The organism is Streptomyces sp. NPDC093094 (genome assembly GCF_044754345.1).
In the GTDB taxonomy this organism is placed as follows: Bacteria; Actinomycetota; Actinomycetes; order Streptomycetales; family Streptomycetaceae; genus Streptomyces.
The window spans coordinates 416,521-434,243 of record NZ_JBIVOX010000005.1; the positions used below are offsets into that span (position 1 = coordinate 416,521).

At 71.9% G+C, this 17,723-nt stretch carries 10 protein-coding genes and 1 tRNA gene; 9 read left to right on the plus strand and 2 right to left on the minus strand.

Annotated features, from left to right (window positions below; all coding sequences use genetic code 11):
• The first annotated feature begins 60 nt into the window (after positions 1–60).
• From ACIQGV_RS12995 to ACIQGV_RS13035, 9 genes are all read left to right on the plus strand, one after another.
• Complete coding sequence (locus ACIQGV_RS12995) at positions 61–2,466, plus strand: sodium-translocating pyrophosphatase (protein WP_402493860.1); 2,406 nt, start codon at positions 61–63, stop codon at positions 2,464–2,466.
• A gap of 193 nt (positions 2,467–2,659) precedes the next feature.
• Positions 2,660–3,259: a small secreted protein gene (locus tag ACIQGV_RS13000; RefSeq protein ID WP_402493862.1), complete on the plus strand. Its 600-nt coding sequence runs from the start codon at positions 2,660–2,662 to the stop codon at positions 3,257–3,259.
• A 221-nt stretch (positions 3,260–3,480) separates the two neighbouring features.
• Positions 3,481–5,016 carry a methyltransferase gene (locus ACIQGV_RS13005; protein ID WP_402493864.1) on the plus strand — a complete coding sequence of 512 codons (1,536 nt, stop codon included), beginning with the start codon at positions 3,481–3,483 and terminating at the stop codon, positions 5,014–5,016.
• A 634-nt stretch (positions 5,017–5,650) separates the two neighbouring features.
• Positions 5,651–5,848, plus strand: a complete 198-nt coding sequence (locus tag ACIQGV_RS13010; protein WP_402493866.1) for a hypothetical protein — start codon at positions 5,651–5,653, stop codon at positions 5,846–5,848.
• A gap of 323 nt (positions 5,849–6,171) precedes the next feature.
• Positions 6,172–9,009 (plus strand): type I DNA topoisomerase, encoded by a 2,838-nt coding sequence (topA, locus tag ACIQGV_RS13015; RefSeq protein WP_402493869.1) that lies wholly within the window; start codon positions 6,172–6,174, stop codon positions 9,007–9,009.
• A gap of 200 nt (positions 9,010–9,209) precedes the next feature.
• The gene (tmk, locus tag ACIQGV_RS13020) at positions 9,210–12,572 is read left to right on the plus strand and encodes a dTMP kinase (RefSeq protein WP_402493871.1); all 3,363 of its coding nucleotides are present in this window, start codon (positions 9,210–9,212) and stop codon (positions 12,570–12,572) included.
• Between the two features lie 164 nt (positions 12,573–12,736).
• Entirely contained in the window at positions 12,737–13,942 is a 1,206-nt protein-coding gene (locus ACIQGV_RS13025) for a DNA polymerase III subunit delta' (protein ID WP_402493873.1), read from the plus strand.
• 174 nt (positions 13,943–14,116) lie between these two features.
• Positions 14,117–15,694, plus strand: coding sequence for an alpha/beta hydrolase (locus ACIQGV_RS13030; RefSeq protein WP_402493876.1), 1,578 nt, complete (start codon positions 14,117–14,119; stop codon positions 15,692–15,694).
• Between the two features lie 118 nt (positions 15,695–15,812).
• A tRNA-Thr gene (locus tag ACIQGV_RS13035) sits at positions 15,813–15,886 on the plus strand.
• 45 nt (positions 15,887–15,931) lie between these two features.
• Here ACIQGV_RS13035 and ACIQGV_RS13040 read toward each other — a convergent pair.
• Both ACIQGV_RS13040 and ACIQGV_RS13045 read right to left on the minus strand, forming a co-directional pair.
• Positions 15,932–17,332 (minus strand): tyrosine-type recombinase/integrase, encoded by a 1,401-nt coding sequence (locus tag ACIQGV_RS13040; protein WP_402493878.1) that lies wholly within the window; start codon positions 17,330–17,332, stop codon positions 15,932–15,934.
• An 89-nt stretch (positions 17,333–17,421) separates the two neighbouring features.
• The gene (locus tag ACIQGV_RS13045) at positions 17,422–17,625 is read right to left on the minus strand and encodes a helix-turn-helix domain-containing protein (protein ID WP_402493881.1); all 204 of its coding nucleotides are present in this window, start codon (positions 17,623–17,625) and stop codon (positions 17,422–17,424) included.
• Between the last annotated feature and the right edge of the window lie 98 nt (positions 17,626–17,723).

The following is a 17,723-nucleotide window of genomic DNA, read 5'->3' on the forward strand; positions in this document are numbered from 1 at the left end:
GGTTCCGGTACCTAGAATCCGTCCACATCTTGAGCTCAGCCCAAGCGTCAAGGAGGACGAATGGCGGGGCTTTCTACCCCTCAACAGCTGGATCACCCCACAACCTTCGCAGCCGCGGTCCTGACCGACGGCAACCGCGTCCTCGTGGTGGTCATCGCGGTCGTCGCGCTGGCCGCCCTCGTGGTCGCGGGGATGTTGTTGCGCCAGGTGCTCGCGGCGGGCGAGGGCACCGACAGCATGAAGGAGATCGCGGCAGCGGTACAGGAAGGCGCCAACGCCTATCTGGCCCGGCAGCTGCGCACCCTCGGCGTATTCGCCGTCGTCGTGTTCTTCCTGCTCATGCTGCTGCCCGCGGACGACTGGAATCAGCGTGCCGGACGCTCGGTGTTCTTCCTGATCGGCGCCGCGTTCTCGGCGGCCACCGGCTATATCGGCATGTGGCTCGCCGTACGCAGCAATGTGCGTGTCGCCGCGGCGGCGCGGGAAGCGACACCCGCGGAAGGCGAGCCGGAAAAAGATCTCACCGAGGTCTCGCACAAAGCGATGAAGATCGCTTTCCGTACGGGCGGCGTCGTCGGCATGTTCACGGTGGGGCTCGGCCTGCTGGGCGCCTCCTGCGTGGTGCTGGTGTACGCGGCCGACGCGCCCAAGGTGCTTGAGGGCTTCGGCCTGGGAGCCGCCCTGATCGCCATGTTCATGCGTGTGGGCGGAGGCATCTTCACCAAGGCCGCCGACGTCGGCGCCGACCTGGTCGGCAAGGTCGAGCAGGGCATTCCGGAGGACGATCCGCGCAATGCCGCGACCATCGCCGACAACGTGGGCGACAACGTCGGCGACTGCGCCGGTATGGCGGCCGACCTCTTCGAGTCGTACGCCGTGACCCTGGTCGCCGCGCTGATCCTCGGCAAGGCGGCCTTCGGCGACTTCGGGCTGGGTTTCCCGTTGCTCGTGCCCGCGATCGGTGTGCTCACCGCCATGATCGGCATCTTCGCGGTCGCTCCGCGACGGACCGACCGCAGCGGCATGTCCGCGATCAACCGGGGCTTCTTCGTCTCCGCGGTGATCTCCCTGGTGCTCGTCGCCGTGGCCGTCTTCGTCTATCTGCCGGGCTCGTACGCCGAGCTGGACGGAGTCACCGACGCGGCCATCTCGGACAAGGGCGGGGATCCGCGGATCCTGGCGCTCGTCGCGGTCGCGATCGGCATCCTGCTGGCCGCCGTCATCCAGCAGCTGACCGGCTACTTCACCGAGACCACCCGCCGGCCGGTGCGCGACATCGGCAAGACCTCGCTGACCGGCCCGGCCACCGTCGTCCTCGCCGGCATCTCCGTCGGCCTCGAATCGGCCGTCTACACCGCCCTGTTGATCGGCCTGAGCGTCTACGGCGCCTTCCTGCTCGGCGGTACGTCGATCATGCTGGCGCTGTTCGCGGTGGCCCTGGCCGGCACCGGGCTGCTCACCACGGTCGGCGTCATCGTCGCCATGGACACCTTCGGGCCGGTCTCCGACAACGCCCAGGGCATCGCCGAGATGTCCGGGGACGTCGAGGGCGCGGGCGCTCAGGTGCTCACCAACCTCGATGCCGTGGGCAACACCACCAAGGCCATCACGAAGGGCATCGCCATCGCCACCGCGGTCCTCGCGGCGGCGGCGCTCTTCGGGTCGTACCGCGACGCGATCATCACCGGCGCGCGGGACGTGGGGGAGAAGCTCGGCGGCGAGGGCTCGGCGATGACCCTCTCGATGGACATCTCCCAGCCCAACAACCTCGTCGGGCTCATCGCGGGTGCCGCGGTCGTCTTCCTGTTCTCCGGGCTCGCGATCAACGCCGTGTCGCGGTCGGCCGGTTCGGTCGTCTTCGAGGTGCGGCGGCAGTTCCGTGAGCGGCCCGGGATCATGGACTTCAGCGAGAAACCCGAGTACGGCAAGGTCGTCGACATCTGCACGAGGGACGCGCTCAGGGAACTCGCGACGCCCGGACTGCTCGCGGTGATGGCGCCGATCTTCATCGGGTTCACCCTCGGCGTCGGCGCCCTCGGCGCGTACCTCGCGGGCGCGATCGGCGCGGGCACGCTGATGGCGGTGTTCCTCGCCAACTCCGGTGGCGCGTGGGACAACGCCAAGAAGCTGGTGGAGGACGGACACCACGGCGGCAAGGGCAGCGAGGCACATGCCGCCACGGTGATCGGTGACACGGTCGGCGACCCCTTCAAGGACACCGCCGGTCCGGCCATCAACCCGCTGCTGAAGGTCATGAACCTGGTGTCGCTGCTCATCGCACCCGCCGTCATCAAGTTCTCCTACGGCGCCGACAAGAACCTCGGCATCCGCATCCTGATCGCGGTGCTGGCGTTCGTGGTGATCGCGGGCGCGGTGTACGTCTCCAAGCGCCGCGGCATCGCCATGGGCGACGAGGACGACGCCGGGACGTCGTCCAAGTCGGCCGACCCCGCGGTGGTTTCGTAGTCCGTTCCGGCAGGGACGCTCAAGGGGCGGGCGGACGGCGCACGTTGAGGCGCCGTCCGCCCGCCCCGCGCTGTGCGCCGTCCGTGCCGTGAGCCTTCTCTCGCTTGGTGCAAATGGCTTCAATGGGGCACAGAGCGGACGCTTGTCATGTGGGTGTCGCCCGTTTGGCGTGTATGTTCCGGGGCCGAGAGCCATGGAAGGGACCAAACCGGTGAACAAGAAGCTCGCGGCCGTACTGTCCGGCGGTGCGGTACTGGTACTGGCGCTGTCGGGATGCAGCAGCAGCGACGACGGCGACGAGAAGCTCAACGCGTGGGCCAAGCAGGTCTGCGACGCCGTCCAGCCGCAGGCGAAGAAGATCGAGGCCGCCAACAACGCGATCAAGAAGGAAGCCTCGGACAACAGTACGCCGGCACAGGTCCAGGAGGCCGACTCGCAGGCGTTCCAGGACATGTCCGACGCCTACAAGGCGATCGGCGCGGCCGTCAGCAAGGCCGGGGCACCCGACGTGGAGAACGGCGAGAAGAAGCAGCAGGACGCGGTCAAGGAGCTCAACGCCATCTCCGCGTCGTACGCCTCGCTGAAGAAGCAGGTCGACGAACTCGACACCAAGGACCAGGCGAAGTTCGCCGACGGGCTGAAGGACGTCGCAGCCGAGCTGGACAAGCTCAGCAAGAGCGGCAACGACGCGCTGACCACCCTGGAGGAGGGCGAGGTCGGGCAGGCGATGGCCGAGCAGGCCAGCTGCCAGCGCGCCTCCGCACCGGTCTCGGCACCGGCCACCAACGGCTGAGCCCCGACGGGCCCGAACGGAGAACCCCGGGAGCCGGAGCTTTCGGGGTGACCCAGGAGCCGCGGCCCCTGGGGACCGATGAGCCGGAGCCTGCGGGGGACCGATGAGCCGGAGCCCCTGGGGACCGATGAGCCGGAGGAGCCTCCGGGAGGCCGGGGAGCCGCGGCCCCGGCGGCGTCCGAAGAGCTGAGCGTTCGGCGGAGGGCCGTCACAATGGGGACGTGAGTAACGCCACCCTCTCCTCCCTGCCCTCCGCCGACCGCCCCGATGCCGCCGCGCGACTGCGCGACGCCCTGCTCGCGGCCGACTTCACCGCCGACGGTCTGCTCGAACTGCTCGGTGCCCCCGCCTACGCGGCCCTCGCCCGCAGCGAGACCGTGCCCGCGCTGCGGGCCACCCGGGGCGACACGCCGCTGGAGACCCTCGTCCGGCTGTTCCTGCTCCAGCAGCCGGTGCCGCACGCGCGCGTGGAGGGCGTCCTGCCTGTCGCCGAGTGCCTGGAGAGCGGGTGGCTGGCGCGGGCCGGTGAGGACCAGGTGGCCGCGACGGTCGATGTACGGCCCTACGGCGGACCCGACGGCGAGGACTGGTTCATCGTGTCCGACCTGGGCTGTGCCGTCGGCGGGGCGGGCGGCATCGGAAGCCGGCACGAGGGGGTGGTCCTCGGCGTCGGCGGCGCCTCCACGACCCTCGCCGGCATCACCGTCCGCACCCCCGTCGCCTCCGCCCTGGACCTCGGCACCGGCTCCGGCATCCAGGCGCTGCACGCCGCCCAGCACGTCACACGGGTGACGGCGACCGACCTCAACCCCCGCGCCCTGCACATCACCGCGCTCACGCTCGCGCTGTCCGGCGTGCCGGCCGCGGACCTGCGCGAGGGCTCGCTGTTCGAGCCGCTGCGGGAGGGGGAGACGTACGACCTGATCGTCTCCAACCCGCCCTTCGTGATCTCGCCCGGAGCCCGGCTGACCTACCGCGACGGCGGCATGGCCGGGGACGATCTGTGCCGCTCGCTCGTTCAGGGAGCAGGGGAACGGCTGAACGTGGGCGGGTTCGCACAGTTCCTCGCCAACTGGCAGCACGTGGAGGGGGAGGACTGGCAGGACAGGCTCAGGTCGTGGGTGCCTCGCGGGTGCGACGCCTGGATCGTGCAGCGCGAGGTGCAGGACATCACGCAGTACGCCGAGCTGTGGCTCCGGGACGCCGGTGACCACCGGGGCGACCAGGAGGAGTACCGGGCCCGGTACGACGCGTGGCTGGACGAGTTCGAGGCGCGCAAGGTGAAGGCTGTCGGCTTCGGCTGGATCAGCCTGCGCAGGACGGACGCCGCCGCACCCTCCGTCACGGTGGAGGAGTGGCCGCACCCGGTCGAGCAGCCGCTGGGCGACACCGTGCGCGCGCACTTCGAGCGCCTCGACTACCTGCGCGGACGCGATGACGCCGGACTGCTGGAGGAACACTTCAGGCTCGCGCCGGAAGTGGTGCAGGAGCAGGTCGGGCTGCCCGGCGCCGAGGACCCGGAGCATGTGGTGCTGCGGCAGAACCGCGGCATGCGCCGGGCCACCAAGGTCGACACGGTCGGTGCGGGCTTCGCCGGTGTGTGCGACGGCACCCTGAGCGCGGGCCGCATCCTGGACGCCATCGCGCAGCTGATGGGCGAGGACCCGGTCCTCCTGCGCGACCGCACCCCCGCCCAGATCCGGCTCCTGGTGGAACAGGGCTTCCTGTACCCGGGGCACGGACCCTCGGCGGACTGACCCCCGGGCGCCGAGACCGCCGGGCACGGAAGCCGCCGGGCACAGAGGCGGCCGGGCGCGGAAGCCGCCGGGCACCGAGGCGGCCGGGCACAGAAGCGGCCGGGCACCGAGGCGGCCGGGCACAGAAGCGGCCGGGCACAGAAGCGGCCGGGCACAGAGACGGCCGGGGTACCGAGGCGGCCGGGCACAGAGGCCGCCGGGCACAGAAGCGGCCGGGCACAGAGACGGCCGGGGTACCGAGGCCGCCGGGCACCGAGGCGGCCGGGCACCGAGGCGGCCGGGGGCCGCGGCCCGGGGGCCGTGTTCCGGGACGCGGTGCACCGGGCCGACCGCCGCGGGGGCTGAGCCGGACCGGTCCGGGGTCCCGTGCGTCCCCGCCCAGCGCGTCGCGCCCGCTGTCCTCGTCCTGCCGAAGGGCCGCGTCTCCCGTCGCGCACCGGCGAGAACGCGTCGATCTGTATGGGCCGGCCGACGGGCGAGGACGTCCGCGGGCGGCGTAGAGCCGGTGCGGTCGGAGCGGTAGGCGGCACGGCGGAGGCCGGTCGTTCACCTCGGGTTCGCCTATATGAAGCCCCGGCGTGTCAGTCTCGCGGCGGCTGGGCACGCGGTGCGGGAGAAAAGGGACGGGGCGGCCATGGAGAGCGGACCGGCGATCTTCGCGGGAGGGGTGTTCGCCCTGTTCGGAGGCGGCCTGCTGATGTGGACGGCAGTCCGGGTGCGGCGCGGCGAGCCCGTGGCGGACGGGGTGCGCCCCGTGGTGTCGGCCACTGTCTCGGGTGCCGTCGCGGTGCTCGCGCTGGCCCTCGGGCTGTGGTGCTTCACCCGGATCTGAGTGTCGGTGCCCCGTAGGCCGGACGTGCAGGTCCGGGCGTCGCGGGGGCCTCGGCGAGGTGTCCGGGAAGTGTCGTGCCAGGGTCGCGGAAGCGGCGGCTCCGCAGTAATGAGGAGGCCGTCTTCCGGATCGTCCGAAATGAGCCGGGGGACACTCTGGGCGGCAGGAAGGGCGGTAGTCGGGTTACCGTTCGAGTGGCCGTTGCGGGCTTTTCCCGTTTGACACGGGGGCGGGATGTACCGTCACACTCCGCAGCGTCACCACCCCGACCCCGGGAGCAATGCCTGGGGAGGCCCCAGCGTCGACCGGAGAGAAGAGCGAAGTTGTCCCCGACCAGCGAGACCGCGCATGGCGGCCGCCGACTCGTGATCGTCGAGTCGCCTGCCAAGGCGAAGACGATCAAGAGCTACCTCGGCCCCGGCTACATCGTCGAGGCGAGCGTCGGGCACATCCGTGACCTTCCCAACGGCGCCGCGGAGGTGCCGGAGAAGTACACCGGCGAGGTCCGCCGCCTCGGTGTGGACGTCGAACACGACTTCGAGCCGATCTATGTGGTCAACGCCGACAAGCGGGCCCAGGTCAAGAAGCTCAAGGACCTGCTGAAGGAGTCCGACGAGCTCTTCCTCGCCACCGACGAGGACCGCGAGGGCGAGGCGATCGCCTGGCACCTCCAGGAGGTGCTCAAGCCCAAGGTCCCGGTCAAGCGGATGGTCTTCCACGAGATCACCAAGGCCGCGATCCAGGCCGCCGTGGCCAACCCGCGCCAGCTCAACCAGAAGCTCGTCGACGCCCAGGAGACCCGCCGGATCCTCGACCGCCTCTACGGCTACGAGGTCTCGCCGGTGCTGTGGAAGAAGGTCATGCCGAAGCTGTCGGCGGGCCGTGTCCAGTCCGTGGCGACACGCCTGGTGGTCGAGCGGGAGCGAGAGCGCATCGCGTTCCGTTCCGCCGAGTACTGGGACCTGACGGGCACCTTCGCGACCGGCCGCGCGGGGGACTCCTCGGACCCGTCGTCGCTGGTCGCCCGCCTCCAGACCGTCGACGGCAGGCGGATCGCGCAGGGCCGCGACTTCGACTCCCTGGGGCAGATCAAGAGCGCGAACACCCTCCACCTCGACGAGGCGACCGCCCGCGGCCTCGCCGCCGCGCTGGAGAACACGCGGTTCTCCGTGCGGTCCGTCGAGTCCAAGCCGTACCGCCGCTCGCCGTACGCCCCGTTCCGTACGACGACGCTCCAGCAGGAAGCGTCGAGGAAGCTCGGCTTCGGCGCCAAGGCGACCATGCAGGTCGCCCAGAAGCTGTACGAGAACGGCTTCATCACCTATATGCGTACGGACTCCACGACGCTGTCGGACACCGCTGTCTCGGCCGCCCGTGCCCAGGTCACGCAGCTGTACGGCGCCGCCTACCTGCCGGACCAGCCGCGCACGTACGCCGGGAAGGTCAAGAACGCGCAGGAGGCGCACGAGGCGATCCGTCCTTCGGGTGATCGTTTCCGCACGCCCGCCGAGACCGGACTGACCGGCGACCAGTTCAAGCTCTACGAGCTGATCTGGAAGCGGACGGTTGCCTCCCAGATGAAGGACGCGACCGGCAACAGCGTGACCGTGAAGATCGGCGGCACCGCCGCCGACGGCCGGGACGTCGAGTTCAGCGCGTCCGGCAAGACGATCACCTTCCACGGCTTCCTGAAGGCGTATGTCGAGGGCGCCGACGACCCGAACGCCGAGCTGGACGACCGCGAGCGCAGGCTGCCGCAGGTCGCGGAGGGCGACGCCCTCACGGCCGAGGAGATCACCGTCGACGGCCACGCCACCAAGCCGCCGGCCCGCTACACCGAGGCCAGCCTGGTCAAGGAGCTCGAAGAGCGCGAGATCGGCCGTCCGTCGACGTACGCGTCGATCATCGGCACGATCCTCGACCGCGGCTACGTCTTCAAGAAGGGCACGGCCCTGGTGCCGTCCTTCCTGTCCTTCGCCGTGGTCAACCTCCTGGAGAAGCACTTCGGGCGGCTCGTCGACTACGACTTCACGGCCAAGATGGAGGACGACCTCGACCGCATCGCCCGCGGCGAGGCCCGGTCCGTGCCGTGGCTGAAGCGCTTCTACTTCGGCGAGGGCGCGGGAGAGGGCGGCGCGGCCGACGCCGGCAACGGCGACGGGGACCACCTCGGTGGTCTCAAGGAGCTGGTGACCGACCTGGGCGCGATCGACGCGCGGGAGGTGTCGTCGTTCCCGGTGGGCAACGGCATCGTGCTGCGGGTCGGCCGCTACGGCCCGTACATCGAGCGCGGCGAGAAGAACACCGAGCAGCACCAGCGTGCCGACATCCCCGAGGACCTGGCGCCCGACGAGCTGAACGTCGAGCTGGCCGAGGAACTGCTCGCCAAGCCGAGCGGCGACTTCGAGCTGGGCACCGACCCGGTCAGCGGCCACACGATCATCGCCAGGGACGGCCGTTACGGGCCGTACGTCACCGAGGTGCTCCCCGAGGGCACCCCGAAGACCGGCAAGAACGCGGTCAAGCCGCGCACGGCCTCGCTGTTCAAGTCGATGGCGCTGGACACGGTGACCCTGGAGGACGCCCTGCGGCTGATGTCGCTGCCGCGTGTCGTCGGCGCGGACGCCGAGGGCCAGGAGATCACCGCGCAGAACGGCCGCTACGGCCCGTACCTGAAGAAGGGCACGGACTCGCGGTCCCTGCAGTCCGAGGACCAGCTCTTCACGATCACGCTGGAGGAGGCGCTGGCGATCTACGCCCAGCCCAAGCAGCGTGGTCGTGCGGCCGCCAAGCCGCCGCTGAAGGAGCTGGGCACCGACCCGGTCAGCGAGAAGCCGGTCGTGGTCAAGGACGGCCGCTTCGGCCCGTACGTCACCGACGGGGAGACCAACGCGACCCTGCGCTCCGGCGACAGCGTCGAGACGATCACCCCGGAGCGCGGCTTCGAGCTGCTCGCCGAGAAGCGCGCCAAGGGGCCCGCCAAGAAGACGGCGAAGAAGACGGCCGCCAAGAAGACGACCGCGACGAAGAAGACCGCCGCGAAGAAGACGACGACGGCCAAGAAGACCACGGCCGCGAAGAAGACGACGACGAAGACGGCGGCCGCCAAGAAGACGGCTGCCAAGAAGGCGACCGCGTCGCCGACGACGTCCGAGGACTGAGCCGACGACGTCCGAGGACCGGGCCGACGACGCCGGAGGACCGGGCCGACGGCCGGGCCGACGACGTCCGGGGACCCGGCCGGTGGCTCACCGAGCCCCGGTGTTCGCTGAGCGAACGCCCCGGTACCGCTGAGGTGCCGGGGTGCTCGCGCGTTCGGGCGCCTACTCGGAGTGGCGGCGTGTCCCGATAGGCTGAACGCATGACGCGAGCCGAGCAGCCAACGGCCCACCCCACCGCCCCCGACGACGCGCTGGTCGCGGACTCACGCGAGCGTGCCGTCCGTGCTCTGCTGCGGACTCCGCAGCTGAAGAGGCTCTGGAGCGCACAGCTGGTGGGAGGTGTCGGCGACACCCTCGCGCTCCTGGTCCTGGTGCTTCTCGCGCTCCAGGCGGCGATCGTCCAGGGCTCCTTCGGCGGAGGCTACCGCGGCGTGGCGTTCGCAGTGGCGACCGTTTTCGGGGCGCGTGTCCTCGCGACGCTCCTGTTCGGCGCGGTCCTGCTCGGACCGCTCACCTCCCTCACGTCCAAGGAGGGCCCGCTCGACCGCCGCTGGACCATGGTCGGCGCCGACGGTGTGCGGGCGGTGCTGCTGATCGTCGCGCCCCTGTGGATCGACTGGACGCCGGACAACGCCCTCGCGGCCCTGCTGGTCACCGTCTTCCTGACCGGCGTCGCCGAGCGCTTCTGGACGGTGTGCCGGGAGAGCGCCGCCCCGGCGCTGCTGCCCGCCCCGCCGCTGGAGGGTGCGACCGTGCGGCCGTTGCCCGACCACATGGACGCCCTGCGCCGGCTGTCCCTGCGGACGGCGTTCATGGCGTTCCCCCTGGCGGCCGCCGCGCTCGTCGCCGCCGGCCTGCTGAACAACCTCCTGGGCGCGGGCATCGAATGGTTCGCCCAGCACCAGGCGGCGCTCGGCTCGTACGTCGCGGCCGGGCTCTTCGCCGCGTCCCTGTCCGTCGTGACCTTCCTGGAACTGCCCGGCACACGCACCCCGCGCGCGCGGTCGCCGCTGGAGGGGCTGCGCCGTCCGCGCACCGGCGACGGCGCCGACAAGGGCCGTACCGGTGCGATCTCGCTGCTGGTCCTCACCTGCGCCTCCGTCGCGGGAGCGGTGGCGGCGTCCGTCGCCGTCGCGGTGCTGCACGCCAAGGACCTGGGCGGCGGCCCGGTGCTGTACGGCCTGCTGGTGCTGGCGCTGACCGGCGGGGTCGTCGTGGGCATCCGTACGGCGCCCAGGGTGCTGGTGTCGCTGTCGCGGCGCCGTCTGCTGGCGCTGGCGACCGCCTTCACCGGTGTGGCGCTGCTGGCGGCGGGCCTCGTCCCGGACGTGACCACCGTGCTGCTGATCCTCGCCCTGGCGGGCGTCGGCGCGGGCACGGCCGCGAACATCGGGCACGCCCTGCTCGACCAGGAGGTGGAGGACTTCCGCCGCGCGCGCACGACCGAGCACCTGCACGCGATGGTCCGCGTCTTCGTGGCTCTCGGTGCGCTGATCGCGCCCGTCGTCGCGGCGCTGATCGGTCCGCACCGGCTGGAGAACGGCCGGTTCGTGTTCGCGCACGGCGGGGCCGCGTTCACCCTGATGCTGGTCGGCGCGCTGCTGCTGCCGGTGGCCGCGCTGGTGCTGGCCAAGCTCGACGACCGCTCCGGCGTACCCCTGCGGCACGACCTGCGGGACGCGCTCCTCGGTGGCGACGACCCCGTGCAGGCGCCCGTCGCGAACGGCTTCTTCATCGCCCTGGAGGGCGGCGACGGCGCCGGGAAGTCCACCCAGGCCGAGGCGCTCGCCGAGTGGATCCGCGCCAAGGGCCACGAGGTCGTGCTCACCCGCGAGCCCGGCGCCACACCGGTCGGCAAGCGGCTGCGTTCGATCCTGCTGGACGTGTCCTCCGCCGGACTGTCCCACCGCGCGGAGGCGCTGCTGTACGCGGCGGACCGCGCCGAGCACGTCGACACCGTCGTACGGCCCGCCCTGGAGCGCGGCGCGGTGGTGATCTCGGACCGGTACATCGACTCCTCGGTGGCCTACCAGGGCGCGGGCCGGGACCTGTCGCCCGTGGAGATCGCGCGGATCAACCGCTGGGCCACCCACGGGCTGGTCCCGCACCTCACCGTCCTGCTGGACGTGCCGCCGGAGACCGCCCGCGAGCGGTTCACGGAGGCGCCGGACCGGCTGGAGTCGGAGCCCGCCGAGTTCCACGCGCGGGTACGGTCCGGCTTCCTGGCGCTGGCCGCCGCCGACCCCGGGCGCTACCTGGTGGTGGACGCGGGCCAGCAGCCCGAGGCCGTCACGACCGTGATCCGGCACCGCCTCGACACCGTGCTGCCGCTGTCCGAGGCCGAGGTCCGGGCCCAGGAGGAGGCACGCCGCAAGGCCGAGGAGGAGGCCCGGCGCAGGGCCGAGGAGGAGGCCGCCCGCAAGGCCGAGGAGGAGCGTCTGGAGCGTGAGCGCCAGGAGCAGCTCGCCAAGCTGCGCGCCGAGGAGGAGGAGCGCAAGCGGCGCGAGCTGGAGGAGGCCCAGCGCCGCGAGGCCGAGCGGCAGGCCGAGGAGGCCCGGCTGCGGGCGGAGGAGGCACGCAAGCGGGCCGAGGAGGAGCGTCAGCGGCTCCTCGCGGAGGAGAAGGCACGGGCCGAGGCCGAGGAGCGCCGCAAGGCCGACGAGGAGCGGCGGCGCAGGCAGGCGGAGGAGGAGGCCCGGCTGCGCGCCGAGGCCGAGGAGCGCCGTCTGGAGAAGCAGCGCAAGGCCGAGGAGGCTCTGCTGCGGGCCGAACAGGCCCGCCGGGCCGCCGAACAGGCCGCCGCGGCGGCAGCGGCCGGCCCCAAGGCTCCAACGCCCCCCGCGGGTTCCCCGGAGGCCGTGACCATGCCCACGCCGGTCGTGACCGCGCAGGAGGCCCGCGCGGCACGCGGCGCGGCGGACGCACCGAACCGCCCCGCGGCCTCGGCGGACGACACCACCGTGCTGCGACCGGTGCGTGACCGGGCGGACGGGGCGGGTGCCGGTCCGGCACCACGGGCCTCCCGGGGCACGTCCGGCGCTCCGGCCCACGGTTCCTCCGCGACGTCCGGGTTTTCGGAGTCCTCGGAGTCCGAGGTGACGGCGGAGCTGCCGCAGCCCCCGGCGCCGGCGGGCGCGGCCGACGAGACCGCGGTCCTGCCGCCGGTCGTCCCGGGTGCCGCCGACGAGACCGCGGTGCTGCCGCCGGTCGTCCCGGGTGCCGCCGACGAGACCGCGGTGCTGCCGCCGGTCGTCCCGGGTGCCGCCGACGAGACCGCCGTGCTGCCGCCGGTGCCGGGCGACGATCCGGCGGGCCGGGTTCCGGCGGGATTCTTCCGTGACGAGCGGACCCCGGCCGGGCCGGACGCCGCGCAGGACCGTACGCGCGAGCTGCCGCAGGTCGACTCCGAGGGCGCGTCGCGCAGGCGGCCGCGGTCCGACTGGGCCGAGGAGACCCCGCTGGACGACCTGCCGACCCTGGCGGACGAGCTGCTCGGCCCGCGCGAGGACGAAGGCGAGGGCGAGGGCGACGGCCGCGGACGTGGCCGAGGGCGGCGCGGCTGAGCCACCGGACCGCGCCGGCGGCCTGCGCGGGCGGAGGGCGTCGCGGCCCGTGCGGCCGGTGCGGGCAAGGACGGCGGCGGTCTGCGGGAGCCGACCGTGTTGTCAGTGGTTGCCCGCACAATGGATGCGGCACCACGAAGCGTGACGAAAGGGCGGGGTGACCCATGGCCGTGTGGGACGACCTGGTCGGGCAGGAGAGGGTGAGCGGGCAGCTGGCCGCGGCTGCCCGGGACGCCGATGCCCTGGTCACGGCGGCCGCCACCGGCGCCCCGCCGCCCGAGGCGTCGAAGATGACGCACGCCTGGCTGTTCACGGGGCCGCCCGGGGCGGGTCGTACGCAGACGGCGCGGGCGTTCGCCGCGGCGCTGCAGTGCGTGAGCCCCGACCGTGCTCTCGGCGGAGCGCCCGGCTGCGGCTTCTGCGACGGCTGCCACACCGCGCTGATCGGCACGCACGCGGACGTCACCACGGTCGCCGCGGTCGGTACGCAGATCCTCGCCGACGACATGCGCGACACCGTCCGCAAGTCGTTCACCTCACCGGCGAACGGCCGCTGGCAGATCATCCTCGTCGCGGACGCCGAGCGGCTGAACGAGAAGTCCGCGAACGCCGTCCTCAAGGCGGTGGAGGAGCCCGCCCCACGCACGGTGTGGCTGCTGTGCGCGCCCTCCCTGGAGGACGTGCTGCCCACGATCCGCTCCCGCTGCCGCCACCTGAACCTGAGCACGCCGTCGGTGGAGGCGGTGGCCGACATGCTCGTACGGCGTGAGGGCATCGAGCCCGGCGTGGCCGCCGCCGCGGCCCGGGCCACGCAGGGCCACGTCGACCGGGCCCGCCGTCTGGCCACCGACCCCGCCGCGCGGGAGCGCCGGGCCGCCGTGCTGAAGCTGCCGCTGCGGGTCGAGGACATCGGCGGAGCGCTCAAGGCCGCGCAGGAACTGGTCGACGCCGCGGCCGAGGACGCCAAGCAGCTCGCGGAGGAGCTCGACACGAAGGAGACGGAGGAGCTGAAGGCGGCGCTGGGCGCGGCCCAGGGCGGCCGGCTGCCGCGCGGAACGGCCGGTGTGATCAAGGACCTGGAGGACAAGCAGAAGCGCCGCCGCACCCGCACGCAGCGCGACAGCCTCGACCTGGCCCTCACCGACCTCACCGGCTTCTACCGTGACGTCCTGGCCCTCCAGATGGGCTCGCGGGTGGCCCTCGCCAACACCGACGCCGAGGACACCCTGGAGCGTCTGGCCCGTTCCGGCACCCCGGAAGCCACCCTGCGCCGCATCGAGGCGATCGGGGCATGCCGCGACGCGCTCGACCGCAATGTGGCGCCCCTGCTGGCCGTGGAGGCGATGACGATGGCGCTCAGAGCGGGCTGAGGACGACGGCCCGGTCCCTTCGGGGGTCCGAGAGGCCGCGCAGGCCATGACCTCGCCACGTGACCTCACCAGAGGCACGCGACCGTGGTCTCCGCAGGTTGACGCCGTACCTCCATCCGTGGAACCGCGCGTACGCTCGGCGTCCGGGCCGTCGCGCAGAGTTACGCTCGCTGGATGTACACAAGGCGCTCCCTCCGCAGGCCCCGTACCACCGTCGGCCTTCTCGCCACTGCCGCGCTGCTCGTCTCGGCCTGCTCGTCGGGCAGCGCCTCGGGCTCGTCCTCCTCGGGCGCGCAGGCGGGGCTGGCCGCACTGCCCCGGGCGACCCCGTCGGCACTGGCGCCGTACTACGGGCAGCGGCTGAAATGGCGCGGCTGCGGGGTGCCCGGCTTCGAGTGCGCCACGCTGAAGGCGCCGCTCGACTACGCGAAGCCGTCCCGCGGCGACGTCCGGCTCGCGGTCGCCCGCAAGAAGGCCACGGGCCCGGGGAAGCGGCTGGGCTCGCTGATGGTGAACCCGGGCGGCCCGGGCGGCTCGGCGATCGGCTATCTGCAGGCGTACGCGGGGATCGGCTACCCGGCCGAGGTCCGCGCCCGCTACGACATGGTCGCCATGGACCCGCGCGGCGTCGCCCGCAGCGAGCCCGTCGAGTGTCTGGACGGGCGGCAGATGGACCGCTACACGCAGACGGACGTCACACCGGACGACAGCAAGGAGGTGGACACGCTCGTCCGCGCGTACAAGAAGTTCGCCGAAGGCTGCGGGGCGGACGCGCCGAGGCTGCTGCGCCATCTCTCCACCGTGGAGGCGGCGCGCGACATGGACATCCTGCGGGCGGTGCTGGGCGACAGGAAGCTGACGTATGTCGGGGCGTCGTACGGGACGTTCCTCGGGGCGACGTACGCCGGGCTGTTCCCGGAGAGGGCCGGGCGGCTGGTGCTGGACGGGGCGATGGACCCCTCGCTGCCCGCCCGCCGGCTGAACCTGGACCAGACGGCGGGCTTCGACACGGCGTTCCGGGCGTTCGCCGAGGACTGCGTGCGGCAGCCGGACTGCCCGCTCGGCGGCCCCGGCACGACACCGGACCAGGCAGGGCGCAGGCTGAAGGCGTTCTTCGGGAAGCTGGACGCGCGGCCGATCCCCGCCGGCGACCCGGACGGCCGCAGGCTCGGCGAGTCGCTGGCCACCACGGGGGTGATCGCGGCGATGTACGACGAGAGCACATGGGAGCAGCTGCGCGAGGTGCTGGCCTCGGCGATGAAGGAGAACGACGGGGCGGGGCTGCTGATGCTCTCCGACAGCTACTACGAGCGGGACGCCGACGGTGACTACTCGAACCTGATGTACGCCAACGCCGCCGTGAACTGCCTGGATCTGCCGCCCGCCTTCGACCGCCCCGACCAGGTGCGTGCCTCGCTGCCCGCCTTCGAGAAGGCGTCCCCCGTGTTCGGCGAGGGCCTCGCGTGGGCCTCGCTGAACTGCGCGTACTGGCCGGTCGCCCCGACGGGCGAGCCGCACCGCATCGAGGCGAAGGGTGCGGCACCCATCGTGGTGGTCGGCACCACCCGGGACCCGGCGACCCCCTACCGCTGGGCGCAGGCCCTGTCCCGCCAGCTCTCCTCCGGCCGTCTGCTCACCTACGAGGGCGACGGCCACACGGCGTACGGCCGCGGCAGCGCGTGCATCGACTCCGCGATCAACGCCTACCTCCTGCGCGGCACCCCGCCCGTGGACGGAAAGCGCTGCTCATAGCCCTGCGGGCGCCTTCCGCCCGGCCCTGGAGGTCCGCCCTCCGGGGCCGGTACGAAGCACCCCTGGAAACTGTGTAGACTTACCGACGTTGCCGATCGCACCATAGTGCGGACAGCACGCCGCTTTAGCTCAGATGGCCAGAGCAACGCACTCGTAATGCGTAGGTCTCGGGTTCGAATCCCGAAAGCGGCTCACCCTAAGCCCAGCTCAGATACTGTCTGAGCTGGGCTTTCTCGTTCAGCGGATGCGGCGGCGACGCTGCGCACGGGCCGCGCGGCTGTCCCTGGTCTCAATTCTGGTCTCAATGGATGGCCCGGGGCGGGGTTCCGGCTGAGGCTCCGGGGCCGGTTCCGGGCCGGGCATGAAGGTGTCGCCCATGCGACGCATGGCGTCCTTCGACAGGTGTGAGCGCCCCTTCACGTACCGCCGGGTCTGGCTGATCTGGGTGTGCCGGAGTATCTCCATGATGGTGGGCATGTCCACCCCGAGTTCGTTGAGGATCGTGCCAGCGGTGTGGCGGCTCCCGTCGTACAGGCGGCGGTCGTCGATCCCGGCTTCCGCCAACAGTTTCTTGAACTCTTCCCAGTCCTGCCGGGGGTCGAGGGGACGGCCGTCCGGGCGGGTGAAGACCAGCTTGTTTTCCTCCCACGCGTCGCCAGCCGCCTCGCGCGCTTCCTGCTGCTGTGCCTTGTGCTCGCGCAGGTAGGGGATGAACGGGGGCGGGATGGGGACGGCGTTCCGGCTTTTCTTGGTCTTGGGGCGGGTGAAGACCAGACCGCCGCCCTTGCGGTCGGGGCACGCGCGGGCGTGGCGTGTGCAGCCCTCCGGGCACGGCTGTGGGCAACCGCGCTTGTAGCCCTTGTGGGCCCGGCAGTCCAGCGGGCACGGCTCGAACCGGTGGAATTTGGCGCCGCACGCGCGCGGGTCCTCGCAACCGTGCCGCCACGTCAGCCGCTGAAGCTGCCACTCCGGGCGGAAGAGTTCGTTGTCGAAGTCGACGTATGGCCACCTCAGACCGAGGGTCTCGCCCTGCCGAAACCCCATGCCGACTCCGACGCACCACCGCATGAACGTGGGGCGCTTCGCGGCGGCCTTCAAGAACGCCTTTGCCTCTTCCGTCGTGAACGGGTTCGCCTCCGTCTCGTCGACCGTGGGCGGGTCAACGAGGATGGCCACGTTCTCGACAACGAGTCGCCGGCGGTGAGCGATTTTCAGGGCGCGGGACAGAATGCGGTGCACCTTCAGCACGTGTGAGGGCGCGTGGCCCTCGTCGAGCATGACGCGGTACATCCGTTCCAGATGCTCCGGCTGAAGCTTGTCGAGACGGTGTTTGCCAATGCCCGGCACGATGTCGTTCCTGGTCTTGGACCAGTAGTCATCCAGTGAGCGCGGCTTGAGCTTCAAGGATGCGATGTCGGTCAGGTAGGTGGTCATCCACTGTTCTACGGTCGGCTTCCGGCCCGCCTTAGGCGCGCGTGCCTTGTCCCGCAGGTCCTCCAACTCTCGGACCTTGCGCTTCACTTCGGTTTCTGTCCGGGCCCGGCGGTGGCGCCGGTCGGGGCTACCGTCGTCCTTCACGCCCATGGTGACGCGTCCGTGCCACCAACCATCGTTGCCCTCGTAGACGGACGACTCCATGTTCGGCTTCTTGGGGCGGGGACTCATGTGCTCCTCTGTGCAACAGAACGGCTCCGGGCACGGTGCCCGGAGCCGAGTCGGGTGTGTGATCAGGCGGCGGCCGGTTCGAGGGCGTTGACGTACGCCTCCAGGTCGCTGCGACGGATGCGGCGCGAGCGACCGCGCTTGACGTAGATCAAGGTCCCTTCGGCCATGAGTTCGTAGACGGTCGAGCGGCCGAAACGGAGAACCTTGGCGGCTTCCTCCGGGGTGTAGAGCAACTGATCGGTGGGCGACTCGATGGCGGTCCTCATCGGCGCGTACCTCCGTGGCGGGACGGCTCCGGGCCGGAACAGGGTTGGGGTGACATTGCTCTGAGCCGCGACTCACCGCGACTCAGAGCGCGATGCCG